This is a genomic window from Paracoccus versutus (genome assembly GCF_029909795.1).
Classification (GTDB): Bacteria; Pseudomonadota; Alphaproteobacteria; order Rhodobacterales; family Rhodobacteraceae; genus Paracoccus; species Paracoccus versutus.
On record NZ_CP038197.1, the window covers coordinates 1,431,427 to 1,451,178 of the forward strand.

The 19,752-nt window shown below is 69.4% G+C and carries 11 protein-coding genes; 4 read left to right on the forward strand and 7 right to left on the reverse strand.

Annotation, left to right across the window (positions count from 1 at the left end):
• Window positions 1–18 precede the first annotated feature (18 nt).
• From E3U25_RS18320 to E3U25_RS18330, 3 genes are read right to left on the reverse strand one after another with little or no spacing between them, the layout of a single operon-like run.
• Entirely contained in the window at window positions 19–2,424 is a 2,406-nt protein-coding gene (locus tag E3U25_RS18320; RefSeq protein ID WP_116221953.1) for an ImcF-related family protein, read from the reverse strand.
• Window positions 2,400–3,347, reverse strand: coding sequence for a M15 family metallopeptidase (locus E3U25_RS18325; RefSeq protein ID WP_116221952.1), 948 nt, complete (start codon window positions 3,345–3,347; stop codon window positions 2,400–2,402). Before E3U25_RS18325 ends, E3U25_RS18320 begins: the two co-directional genes overlap by 25 nt.
• Window position 3,348: 1 nt before the next feature.
• On the reverse strand, window positions 3,349–4,104 hold the full coding sequence (locus E3U25_RS18330) for a PP2C family protein-serine/threonine phosphatase (RefSeq protein ID WP_116222422.1): 756 nt from the start codon (window positions 4,102–4,104) through the stop codon (window positions 3,349–3,351).
• A 187-nt stretch (window positions 4,105–4,291) separates the two neighbouring features.
• On the opposite strand from E3U25_RS18330, the gene E3U25_RS18335 reads away from it, so the two are divergent.
• From E3U25_RS18335 to E3U25_RS18350, 4 genes are all read left to right on the forward strand, one after another.
• Window positions 4,292–4,804, forward strand: coding sequence for an OmpA family protein (locus E3U25_RS18335; RefSeq protein ID WP_166435530.1), 513 nt, complete (start codon window positions 4,292–4,294; stop codon window positions 4,802–4,804).
• A gap of 112 nt (window positions 4,805–4,916) precedes the next feature.
• The gene (locus E3U25_RS18340; protein WP_116221950.1) at window positions 4,917–6,686 is read left to right on the forward strand and encodes a ShlB/FhaC/HecB family hemolysin secretion/activation protein; all 1,770 of its coding nucleotides are present in this window, start codon (window positions 4,917–4,919) and stop codon (window positions 6,684–6,686) included.
• A gap of 31 nt (window positions 6,687–6,717) precedes the next feature.
• A complete protein-coding gene (locus tag E3U25_RS18345) occupies window positions 6,718–11,637 on the forward strand; it encodes a two-partner secretion domain-containing protein (protein WP_166435529.1) in 4,920 nt (1,639 codons plus the stop codon).
• Window positions 11,606–13,555: a caspase family protein gene (locus E3U25_RS18350; protein WP_116221948.1), complete on the forward strand. Its 1,950-nt coding sequence runs from the start codon at window positions 11,606–11,608 to the stop codon at window positions 13,553–13,555. The genes E3U25_RS18345 and E3U25_RS18350 overlap by 32 nt, the downstream gene beginning before the upstream one ends.
• Before the next feature lie 689 nt (window positions 13,556–14,244).
• On the opposite strand, the gene E3U25_RS18360 is transcribed toward E3U25_RS18350, so the two are convergent.
• Genes E3U25_RS18360 through E3U25_RS18375 form a run of 4 tightly spaced genes read right to left on the reverse strand, consistent with a single transcriptional unit; the run spans window position 14,245 to window position 19,610 of the window.
• A complete protein-coding gene (locus E3U25_RS18360) occupies window positions 14,245–16,038 on the reverse strand; it encodes a TniQ family protein (RefSeq protein ID WP_116221947.1) in 1,794 nt (597 codons plus the stop codon).
• Window positions 16,038–16,988, reverse strand: coding sequence for a TniB family NTP-binding protein (locus E3U25_RS18365; RefSeq protein ID WP_166435528.1), 951 nt, complete (start codon window positions 16,986–16,988; stop codon window positions 16,038–16,040). The genes E3U25_RS18360 and E3U25_RS18365 overlap by 1 nt, the downstream gene beginning before the upstream one ends.
• Window positions 16,978–19,113: a DDE-type integrase/transposase/recombinase gene (locus E3U25_RS18370; RefSeq protein WP_116221945.1), complete on the reverse strand. Its 2,136-nt coding sequence runs from the start codon at window positions 19,111–19,113 to the stop codon at window positions 16,978–16,980. Before E3U25_RS18370 ends, E3U25_RS18365 begins: the two co-directional genes overlap by 11 nt.
• The gene (locus E3U25_RS18375; RefSeq protein WP_244295159.1) at window positions 19,110–19,610 is read right to left on the reverse strand and encodes a Tn7 transposase TnsA N-terminal domain-containing protein; all 501 of its coding nucleotides are present in this window, start codon (window positions 19,608–19,610) and stop codon (window positions 19,110–19,112) included. The genes E3U25_RS18370 and E3U25_RS18375 overlap by 4 nt, the downstream gene beginning before the upstream one ends.
• Between the last annotated feature and the right edge of the window lie 142 nt (window positions 19,611–19,752).

Below are 19,752 nucleotides of genomic sequence, written 5' to 3' on the forward strand. Positions count from 1 at the left end.
GGGCGGATTGGCGAATGATTACAGGACCTGCGGGCAGGCAAGCCCCGCCAGCAGGCGCCGGGCGGAAAGCGGGTTCAGCGGCCGTTCGAACCCCATCTCCAGAAACAGCCGCGCGCCTTCGGTGCGCAGGTCGATCAGGAAGCGCCGGCCGCCGTCGCGTTCGCGCAGCCGCAGGGGCGCCAGCAGGCGCATCAGCCCCCAGGGGCCGGGCTGCTGCAACCGGGCCGCGCCCTCGGGCGTGGCGAAGCTGACCTCGATCCCGGCGGCGGGATCGGCGCCCGGCCAGTCCAGCGCCACCGCATCCCCCGCCGCGCCCACCGGCCCGCCATCGCCGCCGATCAGCAGCGTGGCCCGCCCGCGTTCGGCCAGGGCAGCGGCCGAGATGCGCAGCCCCGGCGCCAGCGCCGCCCCCGCCGTCAGCGCGCGTTGCAGAAAGGCGGCGCTGTCGGGGCTGAGCCCGGCAAAGCGCGGCTCGGGCTTCCAGCGCCAGGGATCGGCCTCGCGGTCCAGCAGGGTGGCGGCGCGCGCGGCCAGGAAACGGTCCATCGCGCCGCCCGGCCCGATCAGGGCGGCGACCGCGGCCGGATCGGCATCGGGCCCCTGGGCAAAGGGAAAGCGCCCGGCCAGCGCCGGGGCGCAAAGCGGCAGCACCTCGGCCTGCCAGGCACGGGTCAGGGGGTTGGTCAGGTCGCTGGCCTCGGCCGCGCCGCTTTCGGCCAGCGTATCCTCGACCAGCCGGCCGATCAGCGGCGGCGCGTCGCGCAGCGCGCGAACCGTGCGCGCCCGCGCCTGCACGCCAAGCAGCCGGCGCTGCGCATCCGCCGCATCCGCGTCCATCGCCCCCAAGGCCACGTGCAGCTCGGCAAACAGCGCGGCGATCTGGGCGATGCGGCCGCTTTCGACATATTGGATCTCGGGGCCGAAGCGGACGGCGACGGCCAGTTGCAGCGCGTGCGGGCGGCTGCGGTCGGTGCCGCCGGCCTGGCGCCAGACCTCGGCGATCAGCGCCGCCAGGGGCGAATCCGGCCGCGACAGCGCCCCCGAGACCAGCACCGCCCGCCGCCGGTCGTCGAAGGAGCGCAGCCGCAGGTCGCCCAGCCAGCCCTGCCAATGCTGCAAGGTCGCGCCCTGCAACAGCGCCATCACCCGGTCGGGGCTGTCGTTCTGCGGGGCGGGCGCTTGGGCGAACAGCGCCGCGCCGGCCTGCCTTGCCGCCTCGACCGCCAGGCCCGCGCCGCGGGCGCGCGCCATGTCCCAGCCGGCGGCGGTGTAGAGCCCCGGCACCGGCCGGTCCAGCGGCAGGCCCGAGCGGCGCTCGGCAATATCCGCCAGCGCGGGCAGCGCCTGCAAGGGGCGCCAGGGCGGCAGCGCCGCCGCCTCGGCCGAACGGCGCAGTTCCAGAAAGGCGCGCTCGGGCTCGGGCGTCTCGGCAGCAAGGACGCGCGCCTGCGCCAGCAGTTCGGCATCGGGCGGCGCGATGGGGGTGTCGGGGCGGTGCGGCAGGGCCAGCAGATGCGGGGCAAGGCCGGCCAGGGCGGGATCGGCGCCGGCGCGATCCTCGGCCCAGCCGGCCAGCCAGGCGGGTTGCCAGTCGGCCGCACCCGACAGCACCGACCAGGCGCGCAGCGTGTCATAGGCGGCGGCCGGCTCGCCCTCGCCGGCCAGGGCGGCGTCGATGGCGCGGGCCAGGGCCGGCGGCAGGTGGCGGGCGCGCCCCTGGGCCAGCGCAGCGGCGGCGCGGCGGGCGGCATCGCGGCCGGTCAGCCAGCCCAGCGGACGCACCCGCACCCGCGCGATGCCCGCCGCCACCTGCGCCTCGGCCCGCCGCAGCCGGTCGAGCCGCGCGCCCAGGTCGGCGAAGGGCGCATCGCGGTCCAAGCCCGCCGCCACAGCCTCGGCCTGGAACAGCCGGTCCAGCGCCCGGCTTTGCCCGGTCTCGACCCACAGCGCCCAGGCCAGCGCGGCCAGCAGCCAGGCCGCCGCCAGCACCGCCAGCATGGCGCCCCAGCCGGCGGGCCGGCTGCGGTCCAGCGCCTGGCGCCGCGCCTCGGTCCGGGCCAGGCAATCGGCCACCAGCGCGCGCACCGGGTCCAGCTCGGCCCCGCCGCGCCGCAGCGCCTCGGCCAGGCTGGCGCCGTCCATGGCACCAAAGCCGCGCGCCGCGCCCTGCCAGCCCGGCAGCGCCGGATTGGCCGCGCCCGCATCCTGCAAGAGCAGCGCCAGCGCCGCCCGCGCCGCCGCCACCGCCTGCGGCGGCAGGCCCGCGCGCAGCGCCTCGGTCCCGAAGCGGTCCAGCAGCACCCGCGCATGGCCGGCCAGCGCCGCCATGTCCTCGGCCACCCAGGGCAGTCGGTCGGCATAGGCCAGCACCGGCCCGGCCAGCCGTTCGGCGGCGGCGCTCAGAGTTTCCCCTCGGCCTGCCATTTGCGCAGCGTCTCCTCGCCGATCTCGAAATGCATCGAATCCTCGCGGCTGTTATAGGCGGCGCCCCAGAACCAGCCCTCTTCGTTGAAATATTCGGCCAGGATCAGCAGGCCGAACTGCGTCGCGCCATCGGCAAAGGGATCGAGCTGCCCCTCCAGCGTCAGGTCGATGGCCGTGCCCCAGGAATGGTTCGAGATCGACCGGGTCGAGCCGCGGATCAGCCGCGCGCAAAGCCCGCCGGCGGTGCCCAGCTTGGCATGGATGTCGGGATCGCTCTGCTCCAGCCGCTCCAGCACCCGCGCCAGGCTGTCGAGCGCGGGCTTCAGCATGGTCACGGTGATGGGACCGACCTTGCGCGTCTCGATCAGCGCCCGCAGCCGGGGGTTGGTCACGGGCTGGCAATCGGTGTTGTAGCTGTCGCGCGGCGGTCCCAGGATCGCCAGCATGGTCGCATTGCGCGGCTGGGTGATGCCCTTGTTGAAGCGCGACTTGGCCAGCCGCATCTGTTCGGTCAGCGCCTCGGTCGGGGGCGGGCTTTCGAAATCCTCGGCGCCCAGGTCCGCCGGAGGGGCGGCCTGAAGCGGCGGCGCGACCGGGGCGCGGTTCGCCACCAGGCTCAGGTCGTCGCGCAGCTGCGCCAGATCGGCGCGCAGGCCCTGGCGTTCCACCCGCGCCTCGGCCAGCGCCTCGCGCAGCAGGGCCAGTTCCGCCTCTTGCCGGGACAGGCGCAGCTCGGTCGCCTGGTCGGCGCTGTCGAGAAACCAGGTGGTGACCGCAAAGGCGATGGCGCCGATCACCACGCCGATCGCCACGATGATCGGCGCGGCCAGGCTGCCCGCCGGGCGCGGCGCGCGGGCCCGGCCGCGCCCCGGCATCGCGCTGCGCGCGGGCGGGGCGGTCGGCGGGGCGGGACGGCGGCCCATCTCAGCCCGGCCCGATGTCGACCACGATGACCGAGACATTGTCCGGCGCCCCCGCCGCCAGCGTCTGCTGCAACAGCCGGGCACAGGCGGCATCGGCGGGCGTGCCGGCGGCCAGCGCCGTGCCGGGCCGGGTCTCGCGCAGCGCCTGGGCCAGCGCGGCATCGGCCAGCACATGCGTCAGCCCGTCCGAGCAAAGCAGCAGCCGGTCCCCCGCCGCCAGGTCCAGCGCCGCCAGTTCCGGCGCCGCCCCCGCCCCCACGGCGCGGGTGACGATATTGGCCTGGGGGTGGTCGCGCGCCGCCTCGGGCGCCAGCTTGCCGGCATCGACCAGTTCCTGCACCAGCGAATGGTCGCGGGTCAGCCGCGCCAGCCGGTCCTCGCGCAGCAGATAGGCCCGCGCGTCCCCAGCCCAGGCCAGCGTCAGTCGCCCGCGCCGGATCACTGCCGCGACGGCGGTGGCGCCGATCACCGCGCCCTCGCTGCGGCCGCGCGCCGCGATCAGCGCATCGGCCGCGGCAAAGCGCGCGGCCAGCGCGGCGGCGGGGTCTTCGCCGTCGGCGACCGTCTCGAGCGCGTCGATCACCCGGTCCGCGGCATAGCCGCCCAGCCGGTGCCCGCCCATGCCGTCGGCCACCGCCCAGACCCGGCCCGAGGGATCGACCAGGATCGCATCCTCGTTCTGGTCGCGCACCGTGCCGCGATGGGTCAGCCCCGCGCCCCTGACCGACAGGCCGCGCCGGGTGGTGGGACCGTTCACCGGGTGATCCTTTGCGGGCAAGGCAGCCTCATCCCGAACAATCGCGCAAGAATTGAAAACATCTTTAGTTTAGCGTAAAATAATCTTTCAGGGATGCAGTTTTTTTATGGTGATTCCCGTGCTGCGGACCGGCTTGGCCATATTGTCCGGTATTTGCCTTCTGGTCGGTTCCGCCCAGGGGCAGGACTTGACCGAAGAACAGATCCTGCAACGCTTCGAGGCCCAGCGCGAGATGTATCGCGCCACCGTCCAGGGCCAGAAGACGCGCGGGCTGGACATGATCGCCGTCCCCCAGGGCGGCGAGCCGGCAGGGGCCGAGGCGCCGGCAGAGGGCGGCACCGTGGTCTTCGGCGAGTTCGCGCCCGAGCTTCAGGTCAATATCGCCATCCGCTTCGCCTTCGATTCCGCCAGCATCGCGCCCGACCAGCACCCGCTGCTGGAAAAGATGTGCGGGGCCATGCGGCAGTCGGACGTGGCGCTGTTCCGCATCGTCGGCCATACCGACGCCAAGGGCTCGGACAGCTATAACGAGACGCTTTCGAAGCTGCGCGCCGAAGAGGTGCGCCGCTGGCTGGTCCAGGATTGCGGCATCGCCGCAGCGCGGCTGGAGGCGCTTGGCATGGGCAAGCGCTTCCTGGCCAATCCCGCCGACCCGGCGGCGGCCGAGAATCGCCGGGTCGAGTTCCAGGCATTGAGTTGACGCGACGGGCCGCCCCGGCAGCGGCTGGATACCGATAAGAAGAACGCTTTCGACGGGCTGACGAAACCGGGGCGGCATCCCTGCCGCCGCATCGTTCGGGGGAGGCAGGAACGTGACATCTGCAAGACGCGGCATCCGCCGGCCACGCCCCTTCGCCCGCCCGGCAGGCTGGATCGCGGCGCTTGCCGCGGCGGCCCTGCTGGCGGGGCCGGCGCAGGGCCAGACAGGGATCCCGACCGCAAGCCAGATCACCCAGGACAGCTACCAGCCGCCGATGCAGCGGCTGACCGGCGCGGTGGTGTTCAGCGGCTCGCCGGGGCTGGCCGCGCCCGAGGGCGCCGAGCGGCTGTCGATCCAGCTGGCCGATGTCCGGGTCGAGGGCGCCCTGCCCGGCAGCGAAGCCCGCATCGCCGCGCTGCGCCAGCGCCTGACCGGCAAGCGGATCGCGGTGTCCGAGATCTTCGCCGCCGCCTCGGACCTGGAGGCGGGCTTCGTGCGCGACGGCTATGTGCTGGCGCGCGTGGTCATCCCGGCGCAGACGCTGGAGGATGGCGGCCCGCTGCGCCTGACCGTGGTCAACGGCTTTGTCGAGAAGATCGACACCAGCGCCGCACCCCCCGGCCTGCGCGCCCGGCTGGACGCCGTGACCGCGCCGCTGGTCGACCGCCCCACCCTGCGCCTGCCCGACATCGAGCGGCGGCTGCTGCTGGCGGGCGACATGTTCGGCGTCGCGCTGGGATCGGCGCTGTCCACCGGCGCCCGGCCCGGCGGCACGGTCATCATCCTGAACCCGCAATTCCGCACGATTACCGGCTTCGTCGGGCTGGACAACAGCTTCTCGCGCGAGCTGGGGCGGTGGAACCTCAGCGCCGGGGTCGAGCTGAACAACCAACTCGGCCGGGGCGAGGTGTTCTACCTGCGCGCCTCGGGCCATCCCAAGCTGGGCGAGCGGGGCTATCTGGACGACCGGCCGCAATTGCGCACGCTGGCGGGCGGCGCGGTGTTTCCGCTGGGCAACGACGGGCTGACCTTCGGGATCGAGGCGGCCAGTTCCAAGGCCGGGCCGGACAGCGGCGACGTGGCCACGGCCTCGGATTTCGACCGGCTGTCTTTGCGGCTGTTCTATCCGGTGGTGCGCTCGGTCAAGCGCAACATCTCGGTCACGGCGGCGCTGGACCTGCAACGCGACCGGCAGGATCTGGAAACCGGCGCCGGCGATTTCGGGATCTACAAGGACCGCACCCGCGTCCTGCGCCTGACCGGCGAGGGCAACTGGCAGCTTTCCGACCAAAGCGCGCTGCGCATGGCAGCCGTCCTGTCGGTGGGGCTGGACGCCCTGGGCGCGCGCAGCGCCGCCGAGGCGACACCGGCCGAGCCCCTGTCACGGGCCGGCGCGGATGCGGATTTCCGCAAGCTGGAGCTGTCCTTCCGCTACGACCGCGACTTTCGCCAGGACTGGAGCATGGCGCTGTCGGGGCAGGCGCAGAGCGCCTTCGGCGACCCGCTGCTGTCGAGCGAGCAATTCGGCATCGCCTCGACCGAGGGGCTGTCGGCCTTTGACCTGGGCAGCCTTTCGGGCGATTCCGGCTGGTTCCTGCGCGGCGAGGTGGCGCGGCATTTCCCGGCGCAGGGCTTCGGGCATCCGCTGGTGGTCAGCCCCTATGTCTTTGCCGCCATGGGCGCGGTCCATCTGGAGAATCCCACCGCCGACGAGGCTGCGCGCATCGAGGCCAGCTCGTTCGGCATCGGCGTCGATCTGCGGCTGATCCGCGATCCCAGCTATTCCTCGGCGCTCATCAGGTTGGAATACGGCAAAGGGAACAGGGACGATGGCCAGGAAGATCCCTCGCGTTTCACGATCGTCAGCACCTATCGCTTCTAGCCCCGGCCGCCGGCTTTGGGCGGCGCTGCTCATGTGCAGCGCGCTGGTGCCGGGATCGCTGGCGGCGCAGACCCTGCCCAGCGGGCCGAACGTGGTCGGCGGCAGCGCCAGCGTCACCACGCCGAACCCCGGCGCCATGCGGGTCGACCAGCAAAGCGACCGCGCCATCATCGACTGGACCAGCTTCAGCATCGGCGCCGGCGGCTCGGTCCGGGTGCATCAGCCGGGGCGCGATGCGGCGCTGCTGAACCGCGTGACCGGCGACAGCCCGACCCGGATCGACGGCTTCCTGGGCGCGAACGGCCAGGTCTTCGTCGTCAACCGCAACGGCATCCTGGTCGGGCGCGAGGGGCGCATCGCCACCGCGGGCTTCGTCGGCTCGACGCTGGACATCTCGAACGAGGATTTCACCGCCGGCCGGCTGCGCTTTTCCGGCGACCGGCCCGGCAGCGTCGAGAATCGCGGCCGCATCGACATCATCCCCGGCGGCTATGCCGCGCTCTTGGGCGGGCGGGTCGCCAACAGCGGCACGATCCGCGTGCCGCTGGGCACGGTGGGGCTGGGCGCGGGGCGGCGGGCGGTGCTGAACCTTTCGGGCGACGACTTCCTGTCGGTGGCCCTGCCCCCGGCCGAGGACGGCGACGCCATGGCGCTGGTCCGGCAGAACGGCCGCATCTCGGCCGATGGCGGCGTGATCGAGATCGAGGCGGCGACGGCGCGCCATGCCGCGCGCCATGCGATCAACCTGACCGGCGTGACCGAGGCGCGCACCGTCTCGGGCCGCTCGGGGCGGGTGGTGCTGGGCGGCGGCGACGGCGGCCGGGTGCGCATCGCCGGCCGGGTCGATGCCAGCGGCGGCCGGCGCGCCGCGGCCCCTCCGGTCAGCGCCGCGCGGCCGGCGGCGCGGCCCGAGCGCGGCGGCAGCATCACCGTCACCGGCGCCGAGATCGCGCTGGAGGGCGCGGTGCTGGATGCCAGCGGCACCGGCGGCGGCGGGCTGATCCGCGTCGGCGGCGATTATCGCGGCGGGGCCGGCCTGCCACGGGCGCGCCGCACCACGCTGGACGCCGGCACGCGGCTGCTGGCCGACGGGATCGGCCGTGCCGATGGCGGGCGGATCATCGTCTGGTCCGACGAGCATACCCGCTTGGCCGGCGGCGTGTCGGCGCGCGGCGGCGACATGGGCGGCGACGGCGGCTTTGCCGAGATCTCCAGCCATGGCGCCCTGGCGATCCGCAGCTCCGACGTGCGGGTCTCGGCCCCCCGCGGCCGGCCGGGGACGGTGCTGTTCGACCCGCAGAACCTGCGCATCGTCGACGAGGAGACCTTTGACCCCGACGATCCGACGCATGTGCTGGTGACGGACATCTATGGCATGTTGCTGGACCCCGGCCACTATATCCTCTCGACCGCGGGCGAGGGCGACGATGCCGGCGACCTGGTCGTCGATACGCCGATGACCCTGACCTTTGCCGCCGGCGCGGCCAGCCATCTGGACCTGCGCGCCGACAACGACCTGCTGGTCAATGCGGCGATGAGCTGGAGCGGGCCGGGCCAGCTGTCGCTGACCGCCGGCGCCGACCTTACCTCCCTGGGCGCGCTGAGTTGGAGCGGCGCGACGGCGCTGAACCTGGCGGCGGGCGAAGGCATCGCGCTGAACGCGCCGGTGCAGGGGCCGGCCGGGGTGCTGAACCTGCAAGCGCCGCTGGTCACGGCGGCGGCGGGCGTCTCGGTGGACAGCTTCCGCCTGAACGGCGCCTCGCAATGGCGGCAGGTCGCGGCCACGCTGCCGGGCTTTGCGGCGCGCGACTTCGCGCTTTCCGACACGGCGGGCTTCCTGCGGGCGACGGGCGGCACCGGGACCGCCGCCAGCCGCTATGTCGTCACCGATGCCTATGGGCTTCAGGGCATCGGCTCGACCGGCTATGCCGGGGCGCATTACGCGCTGGGGGCCGACATCGCCGCATCGGGCACGGCCGGCTGGAACCTGGGCGAAGGGTTCCGGCCCATCGGCGGCCGCGGCACCCCCTTCTCGGGCAGCCTCGATGGTGCCACGGCGGCGGGCGGGCGCCATGCGATCAGCGGGCTGGCGCAGGTGGTCTCCTCGGGGCCGGGCGGGCTTTTCGGCATCATCGCCGGCGCCACGATCCAGAACCTGCGCCTGCTGGACATCGCGCTGGAGGCGCGGCAAAGCTTCGCCCCCGTCGCCGGCGGGCTGGTCGGCGAGACGCAGGCGGGCAGCGCGCCCAACGTGATCGAGAACGTGCTGGTCACTGGCCGGATCGCGGCCGAGATGGGCGAGGATTCGGTCAGCAGCGCCAGCTTTGGCGGCCTGGCCGGGCTGTTCGGCGACGGCCGCATCGCCGATGCGGAATCCCGCGTCGCCCTGGCGCTTGCGGGCGAGGCGGACGGCTGGGGCGACGTGGTCCTGGCCGGCGGCCTTGTCGGGCAATCGCTGGGCGGGATGACGATCACCGGCAGCCGCTATGCCGGCAGCATCGATTCCGGCTTCGACGGGTCCGAGGACAACAGCGAAGGCTTCGCCCCCGCCTCGCGGATCGGCGGGCTGGTCGGGCTGACCCAGGAGGGCGACAGCATCGCCGATTCCACCGCCGCCGCGCAGATCTCCCAGACCGGCAACGGCAACTGGATCATCGGCGGGCTGGTGGGCGAGAACGCGGCGGACCTGTCCGGGGTCTCGGCCAGCGGCGGCATCACCCTGTCGCAGGACGATGTCGAGACCATCCGCCTGCTGGCCCTGGGCGGCCTGGCCGGCACCAGCAGCGGCGCCATCTCGGACGCCTGGAGCGACGTTGCCATGGACCTCGACACCGCGGGCTATGTCCGGGCCGGCGGGCTGGTCGGCGTGAACGAGGGCACCATCGGCGCCGCCTATGCCCTGGGCGGGCTGGGCCTTGTCCTGTCCGGCCTGCCCGAGGGCGACAGCATCGCCGAGATCGGCGGCCTGGCCGGCGCGAACGAGGGCGAGATCGCCGATGCCTTTGCCGACAATGCCGTCAGCGTCAGGGGCAATGCGGTGACGGCGGCGGGCGGGCTGGTCGGCTGGAACCCGGGCACCATCGCCCGCGCCCGCGCCTCGGGCAGCCTGGAGGTCGCGCTGGACGGCACCGAGGCGCTGGACGGCCCGCGCTCGGCCCTGGGCGGGCTGGCGGGGTGGAACGACGGAAGCATCGCCGACGCCTATGCGCTGGCCCCCGTGACCTATTCCGGCAACCTGCCCGCGACCATCGGCGGGCTGGTCGGCTCGAACGCCGGCAGCATCGCGCGGACCCATGCGGCGGGCCGGATCAGTTCCACGGCCGCGGCGGGCCTGCTGCGCACCGGCGGGCTGGTCGGGGCCAATGACGAGGGCGAGGGCACCGGCAGCACCGCCGCCTCGTTCTGGGACCGCCAGGCCAGCGGGCAGCAGCAATCCGCCGGCGGCAGCGGGCTGACCACGGCGCAGTTGCAGGACACGGCGGGCTTCATGGCCCGCGCGACGGGCTGGAGCTTCACCACCACCTGGGCGCCGGGCGGCAATGGCGCCTATCCGCAGCTCTACAGCATCGACCCGGTGCTTTGGGCCGAACCCGCGCCGCTGTCGGCGACCTATGGCGACGCCCTGCCCACGCCCGACGGCACGGTGCATGGGCTGGGCCGCTACCTGTTCGGCGACCAGCCCCTGGTCGCGGGGATCTTCGGCCTGCCGGCGGGCGTGCGCAATGCCGGAACCTATCCCATCCAGACGGCGGGCAGCGTCACCTCGGCCGACGGGACCGGCTATCGCATCATCGCCTCGGCGGCGAGCCTGACCATCAACCGCGCGCTGCTGACCGTCTCGGCCAACGACCTGAGCAAGACCTATGGCGAAGAGCGCCGGCTGCTGGTCGGGGACGCCACCGCGACGGGCCTGCGCTATGACGACCGGCTGGCCGCGCTGGACCTGGCCAGCGAAGGCGCGGCGGCCGGGGCCTGGGTCGCCGGCTCGCCCTATGTCATCGGCGCCGGCGGCGCCCGGATCGAGGGCGCGGGCGGCGATGCGACCGGCAATTACATCATCACCTATGCCGAGGGCGCGCTGGAGGTCTTGCGGCGCGCCATCACCATCGGCGCCCGCGACGCCGCGGCACGCTTCGGCACCGCGCCGGTGCTGGACTGGGCGCTGATCGCGGGCACCCTGGCCCAGGGCGACGCGATCACCGACGTCCTGCTGGCCAGCGATGCCGCCGCGGCCAGCCCGCCGGGCGCCTACGGCATCACCGCCGCGGACGCGCGGATGCTGGCGGGGGCCGAGGCGAACTATGCCATCACCTATGCCCCCGGCACCTTGCAGATCCTCAGCCCCGGCACGGCCAGGGGGTTGCCGATCGCGCAGAACACCCTGCCGGAGACCGGGCTGCCGAACCCGACGGACGGCCCCCTGCCCCTTCCGGTCACGCTGCCGACCGATCCGCCCTTGATCACAGACAGCGGCGGCGTGCAGGAGGACGGGCTGGCCCGGCTTGCCGCCCTGTCGGACGAGGTGTCGCAGATGATCGACGCCTGCAGCCAGCACGAGGGCCAGGCCGAGGACATGCTGGCCTGCCTGTCGCGGGCGCTGGACCGCTATTCCAGCGCGCTGGACCAGCTTTCGGCGGAACTGCCGCCCTCGATGCAGACGGTCTCGGCCATCCTGCGCCAGGCCAGCGCCGAGATCGGCGCGGCGCGCAGCCGGGCGATGGACCGGCTGGCCACGGCCGGCAGCGATACCGAGCGCCGCGCCATCCGCGGCGACGCCCTGCGCGAGGCCAGCCAGGCCATCGCCGGCGCGCGGGCCGAGATCGTCAAGCAGATCGCGCTGCTGCGGGTCGAAGACCCCGAACTGGCCCGCGCCCATGCCCGGCAGGAGGGGCTGATCCTTGCCACGGTCGAGAAAGCCGATGCCGTCCTGGTGCGCGCGGTCGGGCTTTAGGCCCGCCCTCATCCTCGCCGCGCTGGTCGCGGCACTGTTCCTGGCCGCCGAGGCCGCGGCGGCGCCCAAGGTGGCGCTGGTGATCGGCAATGCCGCCTATGGCGGCGTGCCGGCGCTGGACAATCCCGCCAACGATGCCGAGGACATGACCGCGGCGCTGCGCGACCTGGGCTTCCAGGTGATCCTGGGCGTGGACAGCGACCAGGCGCAGATGCGGGCGCTGATCGGCCAGTTCGGCGCGGCGGCGCAGACCGCCGAGGTGGCGCTGTTCTACTATGCCGGCCATGCCTTTCAGGTCGCCGACCGGAACTATCTGCTGCCGCGGGATTTCCGGCTGGAGCGGCTGGACCAGGCCACCGAGCGCACCGTGGCGCTGGACGAGGTGCTGGGGGCGATGGCCGGGGCGCCGGGGGTCAAGATCGTGCTGCTGGACGCCTGCGGCGACAATCCGCTGCGGCTTGCCGGCGCCGGCCGCGGCCTGGCCCGGATCGGCAGCCCCGCGGATTTCCTGATCGCCTATGCCACCCAGCCCGGCGCGGTGGCCTTTGACGGCGCCGGCCGCAACGGCACCTTCACCGAGGCGCTGCTGAGCCATATCCACACCCCCGCCCAGGACATCGGCGAGATGATGATCGCGGTACGCAAGGACGTGATGGCGCGGACCGGCGGGCAGCAGATCCCCTGGGACGCCTCGGCGCTGACCCGGCGGTTCCGCTTTGCCGACGGCCCGCCCACCGCCTCGCCCGAGACGCTGTTCTACCAGGTCTCGGTCCGCGCCGCCGATCCGGCGCTGCTGCGGCTTTACCTGCAGCGCTATCCCAACGGCAGCCATGTCGGCGAGGTGCTGGCGCTGCTGGCGCAGGATCCCTCACGCACGGGCCAGGCGCGGCGCAGCATGGGGCCCGAGGCCGAGGGCGCGGCGGGCGAGCAGCTGTGGGATCTGGCGCGGCGCAGCCGGCTGAAGCCGCTGCTGGAAAGCTATGCCCGCAGCTATCCCGACGGGCCGCATATCGGCGAGGCCCGGCGGCTGCTGGCCGAGCTTTCGGCGCAGGCCGACCCCGGCCCCGCCCGGCGCTGCGAATTGCTGGCGACCCATCCGCGCGACGGGACCGAGACCACGCCCGGCGTCTCCTACGAGCTGCTGGCGCAGAACGCCGTCGAGGCGATGCATGCCTGCGACGAGGCGAGCCGGCTTCACCCCCGCCAGGCGAAATACGTCGCGCTGCTGGCACGGGCGACGGCGGCGGCCGGCCTGCGCGCCCAGGCGGTGGCGCTTTACGAAACCGCGGCCGGGCGCGGCGACCTGCGGGCCATGGTCAGCCTGGCGCTGCTGAAGGAAACCGGGGACGGCGTGGCCCCTGACCCGGCCGGCGCGCTGGCGCTTTACGAAAGGGCGGCCGCCGCCGGCAGCGCCGATGCGGCGATCAACCTGGCGGTGACGCTTCTGGACAACCCCCGCGCCCAGGACCAGCAGCGCGGCATCGCGCTGATGCAGCAGGCCTCGCAGGCCGGGTCGCCGATCGCCACCTTCAACCTGGGCGTGCTGGCGCAAGAGGGCCGCTTCGGCGATCCCGGCGACGCCCGGACGCTGTTCGAGCGCGCCGCGCGCGAGGGCGAGCCGCGCGGCCACCGCGCCGCGGCCGTGCTGCTGGACGAGGGGCGCGGCATCCCCCGCGACCCCTCGCGCGCGGCGGTGCAGCTGCTGCTGGGCGTCGCGTCCGACGATGGCGGCCTGCTGCGCGAGCTGGCCGAGCAGGGCGGGAACTGGAACCCCGAGACGCTGAGCGCGCTGCAACGCCGCCTGGCGCGGGCGGGACTGTTTCAGGGCCCGGCGGACGGCATGCCCGGCCCGGCGCTGAGCCAGGCGCTGGAACTGTGGCGCAACGGCGGCTTCGACGCGGCGGCACTGTCGGGCTGAGCGCGGCCGCCACGCCGGCAATGCGTCGGAACCGGCCGGGTCTTGCCGGGCCTTGCCGGGCATCTGCTGCCTGCGCAACCCCTGGGATCGCTGCCTGCCGCACAGCCGGCCCCCAGCGGCAGTTCAGGGGAGGACCTGTTGCAGGAACGCGCGCGGGGGCCTTGCGAGTGGCTGACGAAATCGCCGGGTGCCGCCTCCCTCGACCTTCTGGCCGCAGCCCATCAAGATCCCGGTCGGCGCCCGGCCGTGCGAAGCCCATCTCATCGGTAACGCAGGGCATGGCCACACCCACTTCGGCCGGACCGACCATGGTGTCGAGGACATCCTTGACCTGAACCTTAACCATGCCGCGACCGAAGCCCGGTCATGCAACTCGTGTGCCGTCGCGAGACCTTGCCACCCTATTTGCGCAGGAGGACTCGCCGCCTGCGCTACAGGATGGCATCGTTGAAGGGAGGGGGTGCGCGCCGGAAGTGTGCCTTATCAAACAAAAGGCCGGACTTCCTGAAACGACAAAAGAATTGGCAAGGATCAGGAACCTCTACCTCGACGACCGAAAATAATCGAAGCAAGTCAAACCCTGATTAATCAATTCACACTCAAAGTCTGCCTTTATCATCTGAAAACATTGCCTCTGACCAGGTAAAAAAGAGAGCCGAGCACAGTCAGCTCTCTTCAGGCGCATATGTTTAGACTACATCATTCCGACGAAAAATATCGCTGCATTTGCCACCAAGAGAAATTGGCAATGCCCCATGGCCTATCTGGTGAGAGCGCTCCGCAACCAATGATCGACCAGACGTCTCCGCCAGTTCCTCCAGCGAAATAATTTCGCTTCTGAATTTTTCAAATGACGCGCGCGTTGAGTAATGCCCACGACGAACCCATTCACCTTTGCGTTCGGTTGCAACCTGAAGGTGACCTTCTTCACGTAGGCGATAAACAGTCGGCCGACTAACCTTCAGTGCTCTTGCCACCTCGGCCGAAGAGACAATCTTTTCGCGGCGGCGCCCCTTCAGTCGACCCAAATCATTCAGTTGCAATCGAAACTCCCGAAAGCTCACGGGATGAGTGCTAGCGGCATAAAGGGTAATTCGGTGCGTCAGGATATGATCAGTTACATGCGCTGTCATTATCCCTCGAAGACGGGCGGCGGTTGAAATGTCTACCGTTTCAATTTCGGAACCAGGGTGGCGCAGGAGCTGTCTAAGACTATCGATAAAATCCTCAACATCTCTCTTACTGTAGTATGAGCTTCCCTGATCGCTCTCGTAGTAGCGTTTGATTAGACCCTGATCGGCCAGCCTTTCAAACAATGTATAATTTATTCCAATGCTTTTAGCGGCTTCCTTGGTGCCAACCAGAGCAGCCAACTCTGAGCAGACACCATTAAGAACCGCTGTGGGGATGTACTTATTCAGTTTGTAGAACCTACCGCCGGACTCGGGCCTTGCGATTCCCATCTCAGCCAGCTTCCGGCCAAGTCGAATGTGCGGGATCCCGAAAGCCTTCTCAGCTGTCTGGAAAGAATGGAGCTGCTGTTCGGGACAGGGCTTTCCAAATACAATTGCTCCGGTCGCTATCGGGAAGTTCTTGAATATGAAATCCCGGACGATATTTCGGAAAATATCGAAATCTTTGTCATCATCGCGATAACGTAGCCATTCAAAGAACACGCCGTAGTGATACCGGTGTAACTTTTCCTCAATGGGATGGGCATCACGTATTGCTCTGAGCTTTTTCCGCAGACTGTTGGGGCCTTCCTGCAACACCTGGAGACCCGCGCTCCCGGCCACTGCCCACTGCGGATCCCTGGTCTCGGAGCGCTTTGCTTTCGGACCGATAGTCAACAACAATCCCAGCATCTCGCAGGCCTGCGCGGCGACATGGAGGGGGGACTGATCCAACCATGTCCCTCCGGGGCCGTTTTGGATTCGATTGATCAGGTAGTTTTCGAGTTCCAGATGGTTGGGTTTCACCATCACGATGCCTGCGGGCTGAAAATGGTCAACCATGGGGATATGGTCGAAGCAGTCGTTTGCATTCGCAGGCCGTGGGACTGCGACGAGATGACAGCCATGCCGTTCACAACTTCGGATTGCTGCGAGTTGCCATATCCCATGATGGACGATCCCCGTCCTGTCATCTGGATTCTGAGCGCACATCGGACAGATCCTGAGCGTGGTCCGCGCGAATGCGGTGAATTTAATGCGTTCGTTCCCAAGCCGAAACCAACCCGGCTCAATCAGAGAAGGTGTTGCCGCTTGCAGAGGGACAGGGTCGATATCGCCCAGAACTGCCAACCTCTGGATTTCGACCGGATCGCCGTTCACAAGCGCGAAGTAGTCGATCCCCACATCCGAGCAGAAGGCGATCATCCGGGGCACCCCGTTCCGTCGAGCCAGGCGGGAGGCGAAGGATGTCGCGGATTCCCCCACAATCGTGGGGACCGTCAGTGGTAGTGGTTTTGTCGCCGTGAACATCAGCGTTTCTCCCGTGAGAAGACCTGCCGCGCATCGACCCGGTAAAAATCGGGTATAATGAAGGGATTGAACGAGTCGTCGCAGGCGGTCCGCAGGTGATAGGCGCAGGCAAAATCCCGCGATGCCAGTTGGCGGGCCCCGTTGAGAAACGCCTGTTCGATGGCCGCCAGCGTCAATTCGATGACCAGACCGAACTGATTGGCTGCCGCGTGGATCAGCCGTTCGCCATGTGCCAGTTCGACAATGCCGGGGGCTGGCGGCAGTCCCGCGCGCTTGCTGTAGTTCTCCACGAGATCCAGCACGTCATTGCCATGCGCGACGGGAGACAGGCTGTTGAAATGCACCGTCTGCATCCGCCGCGCCAGTTGTGGATCGTGGTTCAGGATGTCCTCCAACTCCGGCGTCCCAGACAGGATGATCCCGACTGGCCAGTCGGGATCGGTCATCAGGGTTTTCAGCATCGAGGCCACGGCATTCAACTCGTGCTTCGTGCCGCGCGAGGCAAGATCCTGCGCCTCGTCCAGATGAACGAACAGCACCTGTCGCTCTTTCAGGTGATGCCGGACCAAATCCCAGATGTACCAGGCCTGCCGTTCTGAGCTGATCTGATAGCCCAAAGCGCGCAGCAAGGTGTAGCCGACGAATTTCAACGTCGCCGGCGATGGCACGCGAAGGCTGATGATCGGCGCATCCCAATGGCGGGTCGTTGACAGCTGCTGGCCAACACCGGCAAGCAGGTGGTGCATCGCCGCGCTTTTCCCGGTCCCCGACGGGCCCGACAAGGCGAGCCCGTGGGCTTCGCTTGACCGGCCTGCGTCCAGATCGGACAGGCGCTTGGCAACCAGCATGGCGAAGCGTGCCTCCAGCAGCTCGAATCGCTCGTGGTGGATGAAATGGTCCCGCAGCGCGGCCACTTTCTCGGCGGTTTTGTGGATAATGTCATTGCTCATCGTCGAATCTCCAGCGGTTCCGGCGTTCACGCGCGGGCGGTGATTGGTCATGGTGGTCAGTGGGGTTCTCGGATGGTCCACCTGCACACGGCACGATCTGGATGCCGTCAGAGAGAGGGTCGGAAGACGGTCGGGCATGCCCGAGGCGCTCGGCATCGGAGCGTAAGGGGAAATGCAGCGCGGATCGATTGCGCTCCACGTCCAGATCGGTGACATGGAATGGTGTCAGCTCACGCAGGGCGAAAGCACGGCGATTGATTTCTGAAATCCGTTGGATCGCCCGGCGGACCGTGGGCGCATCCAGTTCAGCGTCTCGCCGGTGTTTGATGCGGAGCGTCCGGGTGGCTTCCTGAAGTTCGTCATAGCTGACACCGTCGAAGCCGCTCTGATTGGCCATGGCAGGATGCCAGGTCGCGCCCACCTTGACGGCGATCCAACCCATATCCCGCAGATCGGCGCGGATTTCGACATTTCGTTCCGGCGCGTGCAGAAATGCTTCGCGCAATGCCCCGCAGCTGTAGGTCAGGCCCGCAAACAGGACGCCGTCGCCGCGTAAAGCGCGCTGCAATGGCCTGCCGAAAGCCTTGCGCAAGGCCAGACCATCGGGAACCGGGGGCGTGCCGTGTTCGGCGACCAGGCGCGACCACGCCTGATTGGGCGTCTCTCCACCCAGCGATCCGTGGGGCTGATTGTGATAGATGTCGACGACATAGGTCAGCAGGACCGTGATCAGATCATCGTCGCAGAGACAGGCCAGCTGCTCCGACGGATAATCGCCGCGCTCGACGGTATCGAAGAAGGTCCGGCCGACCAGCAGGGGCATGAGCTGGTGCCCATAGGTTCGGAAGAAGGTTTCGATATGACCGCGCAGCCAAGGCAGGCCAGCAGGCGGAAGATGCGCGGTGATGCCGAGCGAAGACACAGTGCCCTGAAATTCGTCGGAAACGAAGGCGCCGCCCTGGTCCGTCACCAATGTCCCGATACCACCATGATGGTGCCAGGTGCTTTCGCATCCTGCTGCCTGCGCGATCGGCGTCTTGTCGACGAAAATATCCCGCAGCGCCTTGATCGCATCACCCGAGTTTGGCGTCTCGGCCAGACGCATGGAGAGAATACACCGGGTCGCGCAATCGATGGCGACGTATAGCCACCGGCGCCCAGCCTCGAACCGCTCCTGTCTGTCGGGCGGAAGATGATCCCAGATGCCGGTCAAAATCAGAAGCGAAACGACATCGAGACGGTTCTCGTCCATTTCGACGCGTTCCAGTGGCTGCCAGACGTCAGGGCCGTTCTCGTAGAGCGTGAAGTGGGCATTTGCCGCCGCGGTGCCGAATCGCTTGGCATGCACATAGTATGGATCGGCCTGGGCAAGACGGCGATTGATGGTTTGGCGCGACGGCACAACCAGTTCGGACAAGCCAGCCTCAGCCCGCCGTCGGTTTTCGCGGCAAAAAAGCTCCAGCGTTTCGGCAACGGCCTGTGTTCTGCTGGGGCGTTGCGCGTCGGCATAGATTTCGATGACCTGGTTCATCAAGGCCTCAGCACGATGACACCAACGAGGTCTGCGATTGCCACAGCGATGGGTTTCCGGGATCAGCGCCACCGCTGAATATCCGGCCCGCTCATAGCTCCGCACCCATTCGAAAGCGGTGCGGCTGCCCGGAAGCTGGCGGGTGATGATGTCGGCGCCTGGTCGAACGGCCCTGCCGCTGGCCGGCCCCTCCCCGACGCGCCGCTGGATTTCGGCTGCCAGCCTCTCGCGCCCTTTCACATATCCTTTATGGGTGCGGTTGATGAAGCCGAGCGATTCCAGGTACAGGAACGCGTCGCAGAAGGCCTTGCGCCAGATCACCAACCGACGCACGGCCTCGCGCAGTTCGTTAACGACATCAACGGATTTACGGCCGCGGATTTCTTGCGCCGTGCGATCGAAATAGCCTGCGACATAGGTCGTGTCCGGCCGGCGCAGGAGGGCGGCCAGCTCTTCATGCGAATGCCGTTCGGTGATCCCGGGTTGGCCTAGACGCTCGAACAGCCCACCCTTGTCGTCGATCTTCAGCGGGCGCATCGCAACGCCCGCCGTGGTGATCAGATCGGATTTGGAGAAACGGAACCGGATCGTCATGCCGCCACCTCTGTCAACGCCGGACGGGTCCGGGCTAGCTGGCGTGCCGCCGCCGCAGCGGCGGCACGATCAAGATGCCGATCGGTAATCAGTATCACCCGGTCGGCAAATTGCTTCGGTGTCGCTGCGGCCACCCTCTCCAGCTCGGACAGAAAGTTGCGCGCGATGACGCGCTGCATCGGCTTCACCGCCACGGCGATGCGTTCTCCGTCCGTTTTCGTCACGAGAAAATCGAAGATATGCTTGGCCGTCCGGCCATCACAGCCAGCATAATGCACGGCTGGCGGCTGGTCCCAGATGTGCTGGATATCGTCACGCACCAGGGTCAGGCACAGGAAGGCATATTCCAGCGCGCTTTCGAACTGGAGAATGCGGGGACTGCTAAAGCCAGGCAACTTGACAACCATCGCGCCGCGAAGACTGGCCCGGGATCGGCGCGATATGGTGCGGGTCGCGTGGCTCGGTTCTGGCCCGCGATAGATCAGGTTCTGGTTCATGATGTTTGGAGTGCGCCCGCCACCGCGTCATCGGCGATGACGGGGCGATCTCCCCCTTTTGGATGTGTTGAACAGCCCTGCTGGTCACCGCGACCGGCAGGTTGACTTTTTGTTCGACTCGGGGGATGAATGAGGTGTCGCG

What these genes read in the sequence shown, in the direction of transcription:
- E3U25_RS18320 (WP_116221953.1), bottom strand. Translation starts at nt 2,424, where the DNA reads ATGGCAGGCCGAGGGGAAACTCTGAGCGCCGCCGCCGAACGGCTGGCC.
- E3U25_RS18325 (WP_116221952.1), bottom strand. Translation starts at nt 3,347, where the DNA reads ATGGGCCGCCGTCCCGCCCCGCCGACCGCCCCGCCCGCGCGCAGCGCG.
- E3U25_RS18345 (WP_166435529.1), top strand. Translation starts at nt 6,718, where the DNA reads ATGTGCAGCGCGCTGGTGCCGGGATCGCTGGCGGCGCAGACCCTGCCC.
- E3U25_RS18350 (WP_116221948.1), top strand. Translation starts at nt 11,606, where the DNA reads ATGCCGTCCTGGTGCGCGCGGTCGGGCTTTAGGCCCGCCCTCATCCTC.
- E3U25_RS18360 (WP_116221947.1), bottom strand. Translation starts at nt 16,038, where the DNA reads ATGTTCACGGCGACAAAACCACTACCACTGACGGTCCCCACGATTGTG.
- E3U25_RS18365 (WP_166435528.1), bottom strand. Translation starts at nt 16,988, where the DNA reads ATGAGCAATGACATTATCCACAAAACCGCCGAGAAAGTGGCCGCGCTG.
- E3U25_RS18370 (WP_116221945.1), bottom strand. Translation starts at nt 19,113, where the DNA reads ATGACGATCCGGTTCCGTTTCTCCAAATCCGATCTGATCACCACGGCG.
- E3U25_RS18375 (WP_244295159.1), bottom strand. Translation starts at nt 19,610, where the DNA reads ATGAACCAGAACCTGATCTATCGCGGGCCAGAACCGAGCCACGCGACC.